The sequence below is a fragment of the Streptomyces marinisediminis genome (assembly GCF_026262575.1).
GTDB classification, from domain to species: Bacteria; Actinomycetota; Actinomycetes; order Streptomycetales; family Streptomycetaceae; genus Streptomyces; species Streptomyces marinisediminis.
In genome coordinates, this window is the sequence record NZ_JAPKFL010000008.1 from 188,417 (window position 1) to 204,128 (window position 15,712).

The 15,712-nt window shown below is 74.7% G+C and carries 11 protein-coding genes and 1 pseudogene; 6 read left to right on the forward strand and 6 right to left on the reverse strand.

Translation table 11 applies throughout. The features are described from left to right. Positions 1-12 precede the first annotated feature (12 nt). Complete coding sequence (locus OSB71_RS09340; protein ID WP_265946345.1) at positions 13-1,239, reverse strand: PP2C family protein-serine/threonine phosphatase; 1,227 nt, start codon at positions 1,237-1,239, stop codon at positions 13-15. 68 nt (positions 1,240-1,307) lie between these two features. Further along, on the reverse strand, positions 1,308-1,886 hold the full coding sequence (locus OSB71_RS09345; protein WP_265946347.1) for a dienelactone hydrolase family protein: 579 nt from the start codon (positions 1,884-1,886) through the stop codon (positions 1,308-1,310). 126 nt (positions 1,887-2,012) lie between these two features. Between OSB71_RS09345 and OSB71_RS09350 the strand changes: the two genes are divergently transcribed. Further along, positions 2,013-3,080: a mechanosensitive ion channel family protein gene (locus OSB71_RS09350; protein ID WP_265946379.1), complete on the forward strand. Its 1,068-nt coding sequence runs from the start codon at positions 2,013-2,015 to the stop codon at positions 3,078-3,080. Positions 3,081-3,086: 6 nt separating this feature from the next. Here OSB71_RS09350 and OSB71_RS09355 read toward each other — a convergent pair whose 3' ends face one another. Continuing rightward, positions 3,087-4,025, reverse strand: coding sequence for an RluA family pseudouridine synthase (locus OSB71_RS09355; protein WP_265946349.1), 939 nt, complete (start codon positions 4,023-4,025; stop codon positions 3,087-3,089). 194 nt (positions 4,026-4,219) lie between these two features. After that, positions 4,220-6,100, reverse strand: a complete 1,881-nt coding sequence (locus OSB71_RS09360; RefSeq protein ID WP_265946351.1) for a PhoX family protein — start codon at positions 6,098-6,100, stop codon at positions 4,220-4,222. A gap of 224 nt (positions 6,101-6,324) precedes the next feature. Between OSB71_RS09360 and OSB71_RS09365 the strand changes: the two genes are divergently transcribed. The 4 genes and pseudogenes from OSB71_RS09365 to OSB71_RS09380 all read left to right on the forward strand — a co-directional run bounded on the left by OSB71_RS09365 (position 6,325) and on the right by OSB71_RS09380 (position 9,800). Next, a complete protein-coding gene (locus OSB71_RS09365) occupies positions 6,325-8,157 on the forward strand; it encodes a peptidoglycan-binding protein (RefSeq protein ID WP_265946353.1) in 1,833 nt (610 codons plus the stop codon). Positions 8,158-8,481: 324 nt separating this feature from the next. Continuing rightward, positions 8,482-8,757 (forward strand): annotated as a pseudogene (locus OSB71_RS09370) (peptidoglycan-binding domain-containing protein); the annotation flags it as partial. A 48-nt stretch (positions 8,758-8,805) separates the two neighbouring features. Beyond that, positions 8,806-9,402, forward strand: coding sequence for a peptidoglycan-binding domain-containing protein (locus OSB71_RS09375; protein ID WP_416237230.1), 597 nt, complete (start codon positions 8,806-8,808; stop codon positions 9,400-9,402). A gap of 38 nt (positions 9,403-9,440) precedes the next feature. Continuing rightward, the gene (locus OSB71_RS09380) at positions 9,441-9,800 is read left to right on the forward strand and encodes a hypothetical protein (RefSeq protein WP_265946355.1); all 360 of its coding nucleotides are present in this window, start codon (positions 9,441-9,443) and stop codon (positions 9,798-9,800) included. 163 nt (positions 9,801-9,963) lie between these two features. Here the strand turns inward: OSB71_RS09380 and lspA are convergent, their stop codons facing one another. Next, positions 9,964-10,512 (reverse strand): signal peptidase II, encoded by a 549-nt coding sequence (gene lspA / locus OSB71_RS09385; RefSeq protein ID WP_265946381.1) that lies wholly within the window; start codon positions 10,510-10,512, stop codon positions 9,964-9,966. A gap of 68 nt (positions 10,513-10,580) precedes the next feature. Further along, positions 10,581-11,564, reverse strand: a complete 984-nt coding sequence (locus OSB71_RS09390; protein WP_265946357.1) for a TraR/DksA C4-type zinc finger protein — start codon at positions 11,562-11,564, stop codon at positions 10,581-10,583. 543 nt (positions 11,565-12,107) lie between these two features. Between OSB71_RS09390 and ileS the strand changes: the two genes are divergently transcribed. Continuing rightward, positions 12,108-15,251 carry an isoleucine--tRNA ligase gene (gene ileS, locus OSB71_RS09395; RefSeq protein WP_265946359.1) on the forward strand — a complete coding sequence of 1,048 codons (3,144 nt, stop codon included), beginning with the start codon at positions 12,108-12,110 and terminating at the stop codon, positions 15,249-15,251. Positions 15,252-15,712 lie beyond the last annotated feature (461 nt).

Consider the following 15,712-nt stretch of genomic DNA (forward strand, 5'->3'; position numbering starts at 1 on the left):
GCGCCGCGCGGCTCACGGCCGCGGCTCGGCCCGCGTCCACTCCATCAGCAGCATGGTGGCGTCGTCCCGCAGCTCGTTGCGCTGGTCCAGGATCTCGTGGATCAGGCGCCGCAGGGTCTCCGGGGCGGGTTCGCCGGCCGCCGTGGCGCGGATGATGTAGTCGGTGAACTGCTCCAGGCCGAACAGCGAGCCGTCGTCGCGCCGCGCCTCGGTGACGCCGTCGGTGTAGAACAGCACCCGGTCCCCCGGCCGGAGCCGCAGCTCGGCGACCGCGCGCCCCTGGCCGGTGCGGGCCAGCCGTGCGGGCAGGCCCATGGGCGGCTGCGGCCGCCCTTCCATCGCCCCCGCGACGACGCGCTGGTCGCGGATGAGCAGCGGCGGCGGGTGGCCGCAGTTGCACCAGCTCAGCACGCCCGTGGCCAGGTCCAGCCGGGCGAGGATCCCGGTGCAGAACTGCTCCGGGAGCCACTGGGCGAGCGCCTGGTCGATGGTCTCCGCGAGCCCGGCGAGGCCGGACCCGGTGCGGCGGGCGTTGCGGCAGCCGGCCAGGGCCACGGCGGTGGTCAGTCCGGAGGAGAGGTCGTGGCCCACGGAGTCGAAGATGGCCGCGTGCAGGTGGGAGCGGCCCAGCGCGTGGTCGAAGGCGTCGCCGCCCAGCTCGTAGGCCGGTTCCAGCACACCGGTGGAGATCACCCGGGCGTCCCCGATGGTGCGCGGGGGCAGGAGGGTGCGCAGCATCTCCGCGCCCAGGCGCATCGGCTCCGTGCGGGTGTGCCGGGCGAAGCTGTCGCTGTGCGTCCGCTTGGAGGAGATGAGCAGGGCCAGCAGCGAGCTGAGCACGCGGCAGCGGCGCAGCCCGCGCGCGTCCAGGCTCATGGTGTGCACGGCGAGCACGCCGATGCGCTCGACGCCGTCCAGCAGCGGCAGCCAGGCCGTCAGCACCGCCTCGTCCGGGTCCCCGCCACGGCTCTCCTCCACACGCAGCGACAGCGTGCGGTACGCCCACCCGGCCGTCGAGGCGTCGATCTCCAGCGCGGCCCCGGCGTGGTCGGTGAGCGGGACGAGGTGGCGCTGCTGGACGTCGGCCACGTAGGGGACGACGCTCTCCAGGTCCAGCGCCCTGGCGCACCGGTCCACCAGGGCGCCGACGTCCATCGGCGCCGCGGCCTGCGCCTGCGCGACCAGCTCCGCGAACAGGCACTCGTCGAACCCGTTCTCCTCCTGCCCGCCGTGAGTCATGCGGCCGCCTCCTGAGCCGGGGGTCTGCGCGACCAGTCTGCCCCGGGACCCGGGCGTCCGCTCGGCGGTCAGGCGTCCGTTTCGGCCAGGAAGGCGAGGGCCACGCGCCAGGTCCGCTCGGCGGCCTCGGCGTCGTGGTCGGGCAGGCCGGGGTCGGTGTAGAGGTGCCCGGCCCCCGCATAGGGGAAGACCTCGACGTCGGCGCCGGCCCGCCCCATGCGCAGGTACCAGGCGCTCAGCCAGTCGTGCGGCTCGAACGGGTCGGGGTCGGCGACGTGCAACTGCACCGGGAGGCCGTCGGCGGCGGCGTCCTCGGGAATGTCGGACGTACCGTGCAGGAGCAGCAGGCCGCGCGCCCGCGCGTCGGCGAGCGCGAGGTTCTGCGCCAGGGCGGCACCGAGCGAGAACCCGGCGTAGACCAGCCCCCGCTCGGACAGCGGTGCGCTGACGGCGACGGCCCGGCGCAGCAGTTCGTCCCGGCCGATCTCCGCGGCGAGGGCCATGCCCTCCTCGGCCGTGCCGGCCGTCCGGCCGTCGAACAGGTCGGGGGTGTGCACCTCGTGCCCGGCCTCCCGCAGCCGGCGCGCGGCGTCCTCGACCGCGGGCCGCGGCCCGTACACGGAGTGGAACAGCACCACGGTCGCCACGGTCTCACGTCTCCTTCGTCACTTCGTCCTCGTCCGCCCCGTCGGCCGGGCCGGACGTCCCATGGTGCCAGGTACGGTCGACGGAGCCCATCGAGACAAGGAGCCGTTACGACCGTGGAGACCACCATGGAAGCCGTGCTGCGCCCGGTCCTCGTGTTCGGTGGCGCCGCCGTCGTGGCCTGGGCCGTGGCCTGGTCCGTGGACCGGCTGCTGGTGCGCATCGACCGGCGGCACCCGGAGACGCCCCTGTGGGGCCTGCTGCGGCAGGGCCGCACACCGCTGATGGCCGTGCTGTTCGTCGCGCTGGTGCGGGGCTTCTTCGGCAGTACCCACCTCGTCGGGGACGGTCGCCAGAGAGTGGACCTGTGGCTGACCCTCATCGTGATCGCCGCCTCCGCGTGGCTGGCCCTGCGGGTGGCCGGGGCGGCCATGCAGACGGCGGCGGCCCGGTACAGCGGGGGCGCCCACGACCCGGCCCGGGCCCGCCGCGTGCGCACCCAGCTCACGCTCATCCAGCGCATGGTGACCGCGGTGGTCGTCGTCGTGGCGGTGGCCGCGATGCTGCTCCAGTTCGACGGCATGCGCACCGTGGGGACCTCGATGCTGGCCTCGGCCGGTGTGCTCGGCATCGTCGCCGGCATCGCCGCCCAGTCGACCCTGAGCAACCTCTTCGCCGGCCTGTCCATCGCCTTCGGCGACATGGTGCGCATCGGCGACACGGTGATAGTCGACGGCGAGTACGGGGTGGTCGACGAGATCACCGTCTCCTACCTGGTGGTGCTGACCTGGGACGAGCGGCGCATCACCATGCCGGTGTCCTACTTCACCAACAAGCCGTTCGAGAACTGGTCGCGCGGCGGCCAGCAGATGACCGGCACCGTCTACCTGCACCTGGACCACACGGCGCCCCTCGCGGAGCTGCGCGCCAAGACCGAGGAGATCGTGCGCGCCAGCGACTCCTGGGACGGGCGGAACTGGGGCGTGGTGGTCACCGACACCACCCCGTCGACGATCGAGGTGCGGGCGTCGATGACGGCCCGCACCCCGGACGACATCTGGACGCTCCGCTGCGAGGTGCGCGAACAGCTCATCGGGTGGCTGCGCGACGAGCACCCCTACGCGCTGCCGCGGCTGCGCACCACCCGGGAGCGGCCGGGGCCGGGCGGCGCCGACCGGCCGCTCGACGCCGGCTGACGCGGCCTACCCCGCCACCCGCTCCAGCGCGTGCCGGAGGTCGGCCGGGTAGTCGCTGGCGTACTCCACCCAGCGGCCGTCCCCGGGGTGGGTGAAGCCGAGCCGCACCGCGTGCAGCCACTGCCGGGTCAGCCCCAGCCGCCGCGCGAGCGTGGGGTCGGCCCCGTAGGTGAGGTCACCGGCGCAGGGGTGCCGGTGCGCGGCCATGTGCACCCGGATCTGGTGGGTGCGGCCGGTCTCCAGCTTGATGTCGAGCAGGCTGGCGGCGCGGAACGCCTCGACGAGGTCGTAGTGGGTGACCGACGGCTTGCCGTCCGCGGTGACGGCCCACTTGTAGTCGTGCTGCGGGTGGCGTCCGATGGGCGCGTCGATGGTGCCGCTCAGCGGGTCGGGGTGCCCCTGGACCAGCGCGTGGTAGCGCTTGTCCACGGTGCGCTCGCGGAACTGCTGCTTGAGCCTGCTGTACGCGCGCTCGGACTTGGCGACGACCATCAGCCCGGACGTGCCCACGTCCAGCCGGTGCACGACGCCCTGCCGCTCGGCCGCGCCGGAGGTGGCCACGGCGTACCCGGCGGCGGCCAGCCCGCCGATGACGGTCGGCCCGCTCCAGCCCGGGCTGGGGTGGGCCGCGACGCCGACCGGCTTCATCACCACGACGAGGTCGTCGTCGTCGTGGACGACGTCCATGCCCTCCACCGGCTCGGCGACGACGCGCACCGGCGCGGGCGGGGCGGGCATCTCCACCTCCAGCCAGGCGCCGCCGTGCACCCGGTCGGACTTCCCGGCCGCCGCCCCGTCCACCAGCACCTTGCCCTCGGCGGCGAGCTCGGCGGCCTTGGTGCGGGAGAAGCCGAACATCCTGGCCAGGGCGGCGTCCAGGCGCTCGCCCTCCAGGCCGTCGGGTACGGGAAGGGTGCGGATCTCGGGGGGCGGTGCGGTACTCACCCGGTCGAGTATGCCGGACGGGCGGCCCCCGCCCGGACCCGAGCCGGGTCCGGGCGGGGGCCGGGCGGGGGCCGGGCGGGGGCCGGGCGGGGGCCGGCGGCGCCGGGCGCGTACCCGGGCGGGGCCGGGCGCCGGAGCCCGCGCACGGACCGGCGGCCCGGTGGGGTCGCGCGCCGGCCCCACCGGGCCCGGGGTCAGGCGCCGACCACCCCGCCGTCTGCGCGGCGCACGACCACGGTCGCCGAGCGCGGGCGCCCGCCGCGGCGGTCCGGCCAGGAGCTGACCGCGTCCGGCCGGTCCGGCCCCGGCGTCCCCCAGCGGGACCCCGCCTCCCCCGGGTGCTGCACGTTGACGAACAGGGCGCGCCCGTCGGGGCTCGCGGTGACGCCGGTGATCTCCGCGCCGCGCGGGGAGGTCAGGAAGCGCCGCACCTCCCCGGTGCCGGGGTCGGCCGCCAGCAGCGCGTTGGTCCCGAACCGCTCGTGGCCGGTCTCGGCGCGGTGGAGCAGGTAGCCGGAGATCCCGGTCGAGATCCACAGCCGCCCGCCGGGGTCCAGCGCGAGGTCCTTGGGCGCGGCGAACAGGTCGCCCTGGTCCGGCCGCCCCGCCGGGCCCGGGTCCGACTCCCCCCCGACGGCGAACTCCTCCCACGTGAAGGACTCGGCGGCGGCGTCCCCGGCCGCCTCCCGCCAGCGGCGCACCCGTCCGGCCTGGTCCGCGCCGCCCGCGTCGGCACAGCAGGCGCCACCGCCCGCGCCGCCGGCGAGGGCGAGGTAGACCTCACCGCCCGAGGGACCGGCGGCCAGCCGCTCGGGACGCGGCAGACCGGTGGCACCGAGCGCGTCGGCCGCCATCCGCGCGCGCACCAGCACGTCGGCCTGGTCCTGCCAGCCGGCCGCACGGACCAGGGGGCCGGTCCCGTGGGACAGCGGCAGCCAGCGCCCGGTGCCGTCGGCGGAGAAGCGGGCCACGTAGAGCCGGCCGTGGTCCAGCGGGTCCGCGCCCTCCGCCCGCACCTGCCGCCACGGCCGGTCGCCGACGAACTTGTACACGTACTCGCCGTCCTCGGCGTCGGCGCTGTAGACGACCACACGGCCCCGCGACTGGGTGACGGTGGCCCCCGCGTGCAGGAAGCGACCCAGCGCCGTCCGCTTGACCGGGGCGGCGCCCGGCCGGCGCGGGTCGATCTCCACGACCCACCCGTGGCGCTGCGCCTCCCCGGGGGTGGCCGCCAGGTCGAAGCGGGCGTCCTCGCGGTGCCAGGGCGCGCCGAACCCGGCCGCGCTGAGCCCGTAGCGCGCCTGCGCCTCGGTGCGCTCCCACTCCGCGTCGTCCGTGCCGAACCAGGAGTTGACCTTCTCCTCGCAGGCCAGGTAAGTGCCCCAGGGCGTCGCACCGCCACCGCCGGAGGCCAGCACGCCCCGGGGCGGCTGCCCGGTGCGCAGCCAGGGGTGGTCGGCGCCGACCGGCCCGGCGAAGCGCACCGGGGTGGTGCCCGTCGTCCGGCGGCTGTGCGCGGAGTCCACCAGCGACCACCGGCCGCCGCGCTCGGCCACCGCGGCGATGGTCACGCCCTGGGCCGCGAGCGCCTGGGCGAGCCCGCCGGTGAGCTGGGCCGCGTCGACGGCCTCGTGGCCGATGGCCAGCAGGCCGCGGCGGCCGTCCGGCTCGGGGAAGAGTTCCAGCCCGTGGTGGTGCGTGCCGACCTGGTGGGCCTGGTCCAGCGCCGCGTGCCGCCCGTCCGGCCGCCACCGCGGGCCGGTGGACAGCAGGGGGGCGCCCCACGGGGCCAGCACCTCGGCGGTGTAGCCCTCGGGGACGGTGAGTTCGTCCCGGTCGTCGGGCGCCACGGCGCGGAAGCCGAGCCGGCCGGTGTCGCGGCCGTCCGCGCGCCGGGCCGGGGCGGGCGCCGACGCCAGCGCGGGCGGCGCGGCGAGGGCGAGGAGCCCGGCCGCGCCGGTCGCCAGCAGCGCCCGTCGCGTGACCCGGCTCCGCCCCGGTTCCGCCGACCCGTCGGTGCCGAAGTCCGGTGCATTTTCTCCGGGGCGCTCTTCGGCGCCGGATGCAGATCTCATGCGAATACCTCACTGATGGGTGCGCCCACCCGTTCACCGCACTGCATCAGCGAGCGAGCAAAAACTTACGCACAACTGCCGCGGGCGGTCAAGTTCTTGACAGTGATAACGCGTCATGCTCCGCTGAAAAAGCCATAGTTGCGCGCCCACCCCGCCGCCGCCATTCGGCAGCATTTCGTCATTCCGTCACAGCCGAGATTCCAGAGATTTCCGGGAGGGTGCACGTGGTCACCATCAGAGGACGCGATACCTGGGGCGCGCAGCCGGGCAGACCGGTCGAGGGGAATTGGGACCCGCGCAAGGGCGGTGTCGTCATCCACCACATGGGCGGCGGCAGCCATCCGCCGGACAGCGGCCTGCACTGCTACGGCATGGTCAAGGACATCCAGAGCAAGCACATGGACCCGGGCTGGCGCGGCTGGCTGCCCGACTGGTCCCCCGGCTACCTGGAGACCTACGACGACATCGCCTACAGCTTCGTCGTCTGCCAGCACGGCGACATCTTCGAGGGCCGCGGCGTGGCCACCCGCCCGGCCGCCAACGGCACGCGCTCCATCGACGTCAGCAACGCCGTCCGGGTGGGCGCCAACGAGGGGTTCTACGCGGTGCTCGGCCTGCTGGGCTCCGAGGACAGCCCGTCGGCCGCCATGCGGTCGTCCATCAAGGACCTCATCGGCTACCTGCGCGACCACGACCGCTACCCGGCGGGCCCGCTGATCCGGGGCCACCAGCAGGTCTGGGACACCGAGTGCCCGGGCAACCTCCAGCCCTACGTGCGCAACGGCTCGCTCGCGCCGCCGACCCCGCCCACGCCGCCGCCGACCATCTCCATCACCCCGCGGGCCCAGTGGGGCGCCAGGGCGCCCCGGGAACAGACGCGGACCACCTGGTCGGCCCGGCAGGGCTTCACGGTGCACTACTCGGCGGGGCCGACGACCCAGACGCCGCGGCAGATCCAGAACTACCACATGGACGTCCGCCAGTGGTCGGACATCGGGTACAACTTCCTGGTCGACCGCTACGGGCGGGCCTACGAGGGACGCGGCTGGCTGACGGTCGGCGCGCACGCCACCGGCCACAACACCAGCCACATCGGGGTGTGCTTCATCGGCGGCGACGGGGACGCCACCGCCGCGGCCAAGACGACGATCCGGGCGCTGTACCGCAAGGCCAACGCGCTGGCCGGGCGCGCGCTCACCCCCACCTACCACGGCGGCCTGCCGGGCAACTCGACCTCCTGCCCCGGCGCCGACCTGCGGGCCTGGGTCCGCGGCGGCATGGACGGCGAGGACGTGCCGATCGACGAGCGCCCCGCGCCCGGCGACCCCGGCGGCGGCGGGATGACGTCCGTCCGCTCGGTCGCCGCACAGCAGCGCGCGGTCAACTCCCTGGGCTACAGCCCCGCGCTGGCCGTGGACGGCATCTGGGGGCCGAACACGGACGCGGGCGTGCGCTGGCTGCAACGCCGCGTCGGCGTCACCGACGACGGCCTGTGGGGACCCAACACCGAAAGCGCTCACACCGCCTACCTGTCGGGCGGCTCGGGCGGCTCGGGTGGCATGACGTCCGTCCGCTCGGTCATCTCCCAGCAGAGCGCCGTCAACTCCCTGGGCCACAGCCCCGCCCTGGAGCTGGACGGCATCTGGGGGCCGAACACGGACGCGGGCGTGCGCTGGCTGCAACGCCGCGTCGGCGTCACCGACGACGGCCTGTGGGGACCCAACACCGAAAGCGCCTACTACGCCTACATCGACTCCGGCGCCGGCCTCGACGTCGACGGCGTCTTCGGCCCGGCCACCGTGTCGGCCGTGCAGCGGGTGACGGGCGCGACGGTGGACGGCCAGTGGGGCCCGGCGTCCGCCCGGGCGCTCCAGCGGCACCTCAACCGCTGGGCCGACGCCGACCTGGTCGTGGACGGCGACTTCGGCCCGGCGTCGGTACGGGCGCTCCAGCGGCACCTCAACACCATGACCGGCGCCGGTCTCACCGTGGACGGCGACTGGGGCAGCGCCACCACCCGGGCCCTGCAGACCGCCCTGAACCGCGGCCGGTTCTGACCCTCCCGGCGACCGGGGCCACCGCGCCGCCGACGCGCGAGCGGGCCCGCCCGTCCCCTCGGGGCCGGGCGGGCCCGCTCGCGTTCCACGGCCCTGGGACCCGGCCCGCGTCCCGGAGCGTCCCACGCGCCCGCTCCGGGGCGGGGTCCGGCCCGGCGTCCCGGCCGCCCAGGAGGCGTTCCCGGCGTCCCGGGCCGTCCCGGACCGTCCCAGAACGCCCCGGGACGGCCCCGCAGGCGGCCCTCCGCCGGAAGACTGGCGGCACGCCGCTCCCCGGGGCCCGCGGCCCAAGAGTTCGCACCACACAGCGGAGGAAACGCAAGGATGCACAGACGCAGAAGTCTGCCCGCCGTCGTCGCCACCGTGCTGAGCGCGCTGCTCGTCACGCTGCTGTCCGCCCCCACCGCGCAGGCCGCCGACTGGCCGGTGCTGAGCAGCGGCAGCACCGGGGCCGACGTCACCACCGCCCAGCACCTGCTGACGGCCCGGGGCCACAGCACCTCGGCCGACGGCATCTTCGGCTCCGACACCACGTCGAAGACGAAGGCCTTCCAGCGGTCCAAGGGCCTGACGGCGGACGGCTACGTGGGCAGCCAGACCTGGAGCGCCCTGGTCGTCACGGTCCGCAGCGGCAGCGACGGCAGTGCCGTGAAGGCCGCCCAGGTCCAGCTCAACACCTACGGGCACCAGCTCGCGGTGGACGGTGTCTTCGGCAGCGGCACCGCCGGCGCGGTCCGCTCCTTCCAGAAGTCGAAGGGCCTGAGCGTCGACGGGGTCGTCGGCCCCAACACCTGGCGCGCCCTGATCACCGGCTCCGGCTCGGGCGGCGGGGGTGACGGCTCCAAGCTGACGCACTCCCAGGCCACCTCCATGTTCCGCAGCGCCGGGATCAACTGGTCCTCCTCCGGGAACTGCTCCAACCGGAACGTGAGCACCTGCACCTCCTTCGACCAACTGCGGCGCACGAGCGCCGAGGGCATCGTGACCCTGAAGCGCGCCAGCGGGTGCTCCATTCACCTGACCGGCGGCACGGAAACCGGGCACGCCTCCGGCACCTACAGCCACTGGAACGGCTACAAGCTCGATTTCGCTACGTACGGCTGCATCAGCAACTACATCACCGGCAACTTCTCCTTCATCGGTTATCGCGGTGACGGGGCGGCGCAGTACAAAGCCGCCTCAGGGAACATCTACGCCCGCGAAAGCAACCACTGGGACGCCACATTCCACAGCTGCGGCTGCTGAATTCCGTCCGAGTGCCTGAGAAGAACGGGAAGAAAGTCATGCGCAAGAACTTCGCCAGAAAGGCCGTCGGCGCCTTCGTGGCCCTCGCGTTGACCGCGGGCCTGACCGCCGCGACCACCGGCACCGCGCAGGCGGCGTCGAACACCTGCTCCTACCCCTACGTGTGCCTGTACGTGCACGGCAACAAGACGGGCCAGTACCGGGACGTCACGTCCTCCTACCAGTCGGTCACGCGCAGCGCGACCGCACAGGTGATCCACAACACGCGCAACGACGACGTGGTGCACCTGCGCTGGTCCGACGGCGTGGAGACCTGCGTGACGCCCAACACCCACCAGCGGATCGCCCGGCCGGCCACACTGACCGGGCTGAGGATCTCCTGGTCCGCGAGCTGCTGAGCGCACCCGCCGGCGCGGCACGCCGCCGCGTCGGCGGCACGCCGGACCCGGCCGTCGGAGGGGGCGGCCGGGTCCGGCGTGCCGGTGACGCTCCCGCGCGCGGTCGTGCGGCCCCGTCCGCCGTGCGGCCCCGTGCGGCGGCGGTGCCGGTGCGGCCGGTCCGCTAGTCCCGGTGGACCGTGCCGTCCGGGTCCAGGCCCCGGAAGGAGAGGATGACGATCAGCACGCCGCCGCAGACGATCGCGGTGTCGGCGAGGTTGAACACGGCGAAGTGCGCCGGGGCGATGAAGTCCACCACCGCGCCCCGGAACACGCCGGGCGAGCGGAAGACGCGGTCGGTGAGGTTGCCGAAGGCCCCGCCCAGGAGCAGCCCGAGCGCCAGCGCCCACGGCGTGCTGTAGAGCTTGCGGGCGAGCCGGAAGATCACCACGATGACGGCGGCCGCGATGACGGTGAAGACGATGGTCAGCGCCTCCCCGATGCCGAAGGCGGCGCCGGAGTTGCGCACCGCCGTCAGCCGCAGCAGGTCACCGACCACCTCGATGGAGGGCCGGCCCTCCAGGTGCTCCACGACCAGGAGCTTGGAGACCAGGTCGAGCACGTACGCGACGCCCGCCACGCTCAGGAGCACGCCGACGCGCCGCCTGCCGCGGGTCTGCCGCACGGCGTCGTCTTCCGCTCCCGCCCGGGACTTCTCCGGCCCGTCGTCGATGGCCCGCTCCGCCTCTGCTGTCACGGGTCGAGCGTACGACACCGGTGCGGTGCCGCCCGCTCGCGCCCTCAGTGACGCTCCTGCTTCTGCTTGCACTCCACGCACAGCGTGGCCCGGGGGAAGGCCTGCATGCGGGCCTTGCCGATCGGGTTGCCGCAGTTCTCGCACAGGCCGTACGTACCGGCCTCAAGGCGCTCCAGGGCGCGCTCGCTCTGGTACATCATCTCGCGGGCGTTCTCCGCGATGGCCATCTCGTGCTCGCGCGTGACGTTCTTCGTGCCGGTGTCCGCCTGGTCGTCCCCGGCGCCGTCACCCGAGTCGCGCATCAGCCCGGCCAGCCCGCGCTCGACGGCGTCGATCTCGGCCCGCAGCCGGTCCACCTCGGTCGCCAGCTCGGTGCGGGCCTCGTCGACCTCGCTCTCCGTCCACGGGTCCTCGCCCGTGCGGACCGCCAGTTCGTCGGGGGCGGCCGCGACCCGGGCCTGGGGCACCGCCGTGTGCGTACCGGTCGTCGTCTTCTTCGCAGCCACCGCTTCGGCTCCCGTCTCCCGTTGGGCCGCCTCTCGGCCCACCGTGTCCCTACCCCGCCCGGCGCCGGTGGGCGCCTGCGGCGCCGCCCGTTTCCGGGCGGCGGCCTGCCGGCCCGCGGCCTCCTCGGCCGGAGCACCGTCGGCCGCGGTCCTCTTCGCCCCGGTCTTTTTCGCGGGCGCCCGCTCGGCGGCGGCGCGCCGTGCCGCCGCGCCGGTGGGCGGCACGGGCTCTTCCCGCGCGGCGTGCGCGGAGGTGCCCGCCGGCTTCGCGGGCGGTCGCTCCGCCGCCCGCGCCCGGGCCGCCGGGCCGCCCTTGGCCGGCGCCTTCCTCGCCGCGGCCCCGCCCGTCGGCGCCCGCTTGGCCGGCGCCTTCTCGGCCGGCGCCTTCTCGGCCGGTGCCGTGTCGGCCGACGCCTCCTCGGTCGGCGCCTTCTCCTCGGCCGCCCGCTTCGCCGGGGTCTTCGCCGCCGGCTCGTCCGCGCCGTGCGCCGCGTCGGCCGGGGGTCGCTTCGCGGGGGTCATGTTGACGGCCACCTCCTGCCGGTCCGGAGCCTGTCCTCGCCGACCCCTCACATAGTGTGATCTTGCTCGTGAATCGTGCCGGAACGATAAATCGACCCGCGGTGCACGGCAACGGGACGCGCCGAACGGGCGCGATCCGCGGCACGGCGCCACCGGACGCCGCGAAGGCGTTGTGCCCGGCCCGGCGGCCCGGAAACCGCTCGGCACCCGCTCGCGCGGGCCCGTACACTGGGCGCAGCGAAAGGCGTGGATGGGGACGAGTAGCGTCGTCGAGCAGCCGTGAGCGACCCGGGGACGGTGGAAGCCCGGGGGCGAGCGCGACGTGAAGATCACCCCGGAGCCGCCGGAGGAAAGCGCGCCCCTGGTCCGGGCGGGTGAGTAGAACCGGCACGCGGGCGGCCGCGGCAGGTGAGGCGGCCGCGCCCAACGAGGGGGTGGTGGGCCGCGGGTCCGCCGCCAAGGAGGGTGGTACCGCGGGAGGCGCCGCACGGCGCGTCTCGTCCCTCCGACGGAAGCTGCCCTGTCCGCCGGAGGAACCGCCCGATGAGCCCCACCCCGCAATACCGCCAGGTGCCCGCCCAGGTGGATCTGCCCGCCCTGGAGCACGCCGTGCTCGAGTTCTGGCGGGAGCAGAAGATTTTCGCCCGGACGCTGGAGGCGTCCCAGGGCCGCCCCGAGTGGGTGTTCTACGAGGGCCCCCCCACCGCCAACGGCATGCCGGGCGCGCACCACATCGAGGCCCGGGTGTTCAAGGACGTCTTCCCGCGCTTCCGGACCATGCAGGGCTACCACGTGCCCCGGAAGGCCGGCTGGGACTGCCACGGCCTGCCGGTGGAGCTGGCCGTGGAGAAGGAGCTGGGCCTGACCGGCAAGCAGGACATCGAGGCGATGGGCATCGCGGAGTTCAACGCCAAGTGCCGCGAGTCCGTCACCCGGCACACCGACGCCTTCGCCGAGCTGACCCGGCGCATGGGCTACTGGGTGGACCTGGACGACGCCTACCGCACGATGGACCCGCAGTACATCGAGTCCGTCTGGTGGTCGCTGAAGCAGATCTTCGGCAAGGGCCTGCTCGTGCAGGACCACCGGGTGGCGCCCTGGTGCCCGCGCTGCGGCACCGGCCTGTCCGACCACGAGCTCGCCCAGGGCTACGAGACGGTCGTCGACCCCTCCGTCTACGTCCGCCTGCCGCTGACCTCCGGTCCGCTCGCCGGCGAGGCCGCCCTGCTGGTGTGGACGACCACGCCGTGGACGCTGGTGTCCAACACGGCCGTCGCCGCGCACCCGGACGTGCGCTACGTCGTCGCCACGGACGGCACCGAGCGGCTCGTGGTCGCCGAACCGCTGCTGGCCAAGGCGCTCGGCGAGGGCTGGCAGGCCACGGACCGGTCCTTCACCGGCGCGGAGATGGAGCGCTGGACCTACCGCCGGCCGTTCGACCTGGTCGAGCTGGAGGGCGCGAACTTCGTCGTCAACGCCGAGTACGTGACGACCGACGACGGCACCGGTCTGGTGCACCAGGCCCCCGCGTTCGGTGAGGACGACCTGAGGGTGTGCCGCGCCTACGGGCTGCCCGTGGTCAACCCGGTGCGCTCGGACGGCACCTTCGACCCGGCGCTCGGGCTGGTGGGCGGCCAGTTCTTCAAGAAGGCGGACGAGACCCTCGTCGCCGACCTGGACGCGCGCGGGCTGCTGTTCCGCCACCTGGCCTACGAGCACAGCTACCCGCACTGCTGGCGCTGCCACACCGCGCTGCTCTACTACGCCCAGCCCTCCTGGTACATCCGCACCACGCAGATCAAGGAGCAGTTGCTCCAGGAGAACGAGAAGACCCACTGGTACCCGGAGTCCGTCAAGCACGGCCGCTTCGGGGACTGGCTGAGCAACAACATCGACTGGGCGCTCTCCCGCAACCGCTACTGGGGCACGCCGCTGCCCATCTGGCGCTGCGCGGACGACCACCTGACCTGCGTCGGCTCGCTGGCCGAGCTGAGCGAGCTGAGCGGGAGCGACCAGAGCGGTCTGGACCCGCACCGCCCGTTCATCGACGCCGTCACCTTCACCTGCCCGGCCGAGGGTTGCGCGCTTCGGTCGGTCCGCGTCCCGGAGGTCATCGACGCCTGGTACGACTCGGGTTCGATGCCGTTCGCGCAGTGGGGCTACCCGTACCGCGGCAAGGAGCTGTTCGAGCAGCGCTACCCCGCGCAGTTCATCTCCGAGGCCATCGACCAGACCCGCGGCTGGTTCTACACGCTCATGGCCGTGGGCACGCTGGTCTTCGGGCGCTCCAGCTACGAGAGCGTCGTCTGCCTGGGCCACATCCTGGCCGAAGACGGGCGCAAGATGTCCAAGCACCTGGGCAACATCCTGGAGCCGGTCCCGCTGATGGAGCAGCACGGCGCGGACGCGGTGCGCTGGTTCATGGCCGCCGGCGGCTCGCCGTGGGCGGCGCGCCGGGTGGGGCACGGCACGATCCAGGAGGTGGTGCGCAAGACGCTGCTGACCTACTGGAACACCGTCGCCTTCCAGGCCCTGTACGCGCGCACCACCGCCTGGGCGCCCGGCGAGGCCGACCCGGCCCCCGGCGAGCGCCCGCTGCTGGACCGCTGGCTGCTGAGCGAGGTGCACGCGCTGGTGGACCTGGTCACCCGCGCCATGGAGGACTTCGACACCCAGCGCGCGGGCAAGCTGCTGTCCACCTTCGTCGACGACCTGTCCAACTGGTACGTGCGCCGCTCGCGCCGCCGGTTCTGGCAGGGCGACAGGGCCGCGCTGCGCACCCTGCACGACGTGCTGGAGACGGTGACGCGGCTGATGGCGCCGCTGGTGCCGTTCGTCACCGAGCGGGTGTGGCAGGACCTGGTCGTGCCGGTGACGCCCGGCGCGCCGGAGTCGGTGCACCTGGCGAGCTGGCCGGTGGCCGATCCCGGGGCCATCGACGAGCGGCTGTCCATGGACATGCTCCTGGTGCGCCGCCTGGTGGAGCTGGGCCGGGCCACCCGGGCCGAGTCGGGCGTCAAGACCCGCCAGCCGCTGTCCCGGGCGCTGATCGCGGCGCAGGGCTTCGAGCTGCTGGACGACGACCTGCGCGCGCAGATCGCCGAGGAGCTGAACGTCAGCGAGCTGGCCTCGCTCGGTGAGGTCGGCGGCTCGCTGGTGGACACCACGGCCAAGGCGAACTTCCGGGCGCTGGGACGCCGCTTCGGCAAGCGGACGCAGCCGGTGGCGGCGGCGATCGCGGCCGCGGACGCGGCCGAGCTGTCCGCGGCGCTGCGCGCGGGCACGGCCGAGGTGACGGTCGACGGCGAGCGCGTCGGGCTGGCGCCGGAGGAGGTGATCATCACCGAGACGCCGCGCGAGGGGTGGTCGGTGGCGTCCGACCCCGGCGCGACGGTCGCGCTGGACCTGGAGATCACCCCGGAGCTGCGCCGCGCCGGCCTCGCGCGGGACGCGATCCGGCTGATCCAGGAGGCGCGCAAGAACAGCGGGCTGGACGTCGCCGACCGGATCGCACTGCGCTGGCGGTCCGCCGACGAGGAGGTCGCTGCGGCGCTGGCCGAGCACTCCGGCCTCATCGCCGCCGAGGTGCTGGCCGACGAGGTCTCCGCCGACCCGGCGGACGACGCGTTCGGCCCCGCCTTCACCGACGAGGCGCTGGGTCTGACGTTCCGCCTGCGCAGGATCTGAGCGCCGGGGACTGTTCCGCTCCCGCCGGACGAGCTGCCCGCCCGTCCGGCGGGAGCGGACGGCGGGCCCCGCGTCCACTCCCCCGGGACCACCGGCCGACGGAACACCCGGGACCCCACGCGGCGGGCGGACCACCCGAGCAGGCCCCGGGTGGACGGGCCCGCGGGGCCGCCCGGCCCACGGGGCACTGGAGCCACCCGGCCAACGGGGCGCGCGGGGCCACCCGGCGGGCGCGCCCGGGAACGCCCGAGGAAGCGAGGCGCAGGGAGACACCCTGCGGACGGCGGCGGGGTTGCGCCCGGGGCCGGACGCCCGTTCCGCCGCCGGGGGTGCCGGCGCCACGCCGCCCGGCCGGGGGCCCGTTCCGCCGCACCCCCGACGACGCGCGTCCTGCGCTCCAGCCGGTTGCGCCGGTGGGACAACGGCGGCGGGCCGGGCCCCCCGGGCCCCGGCGCCGGCGC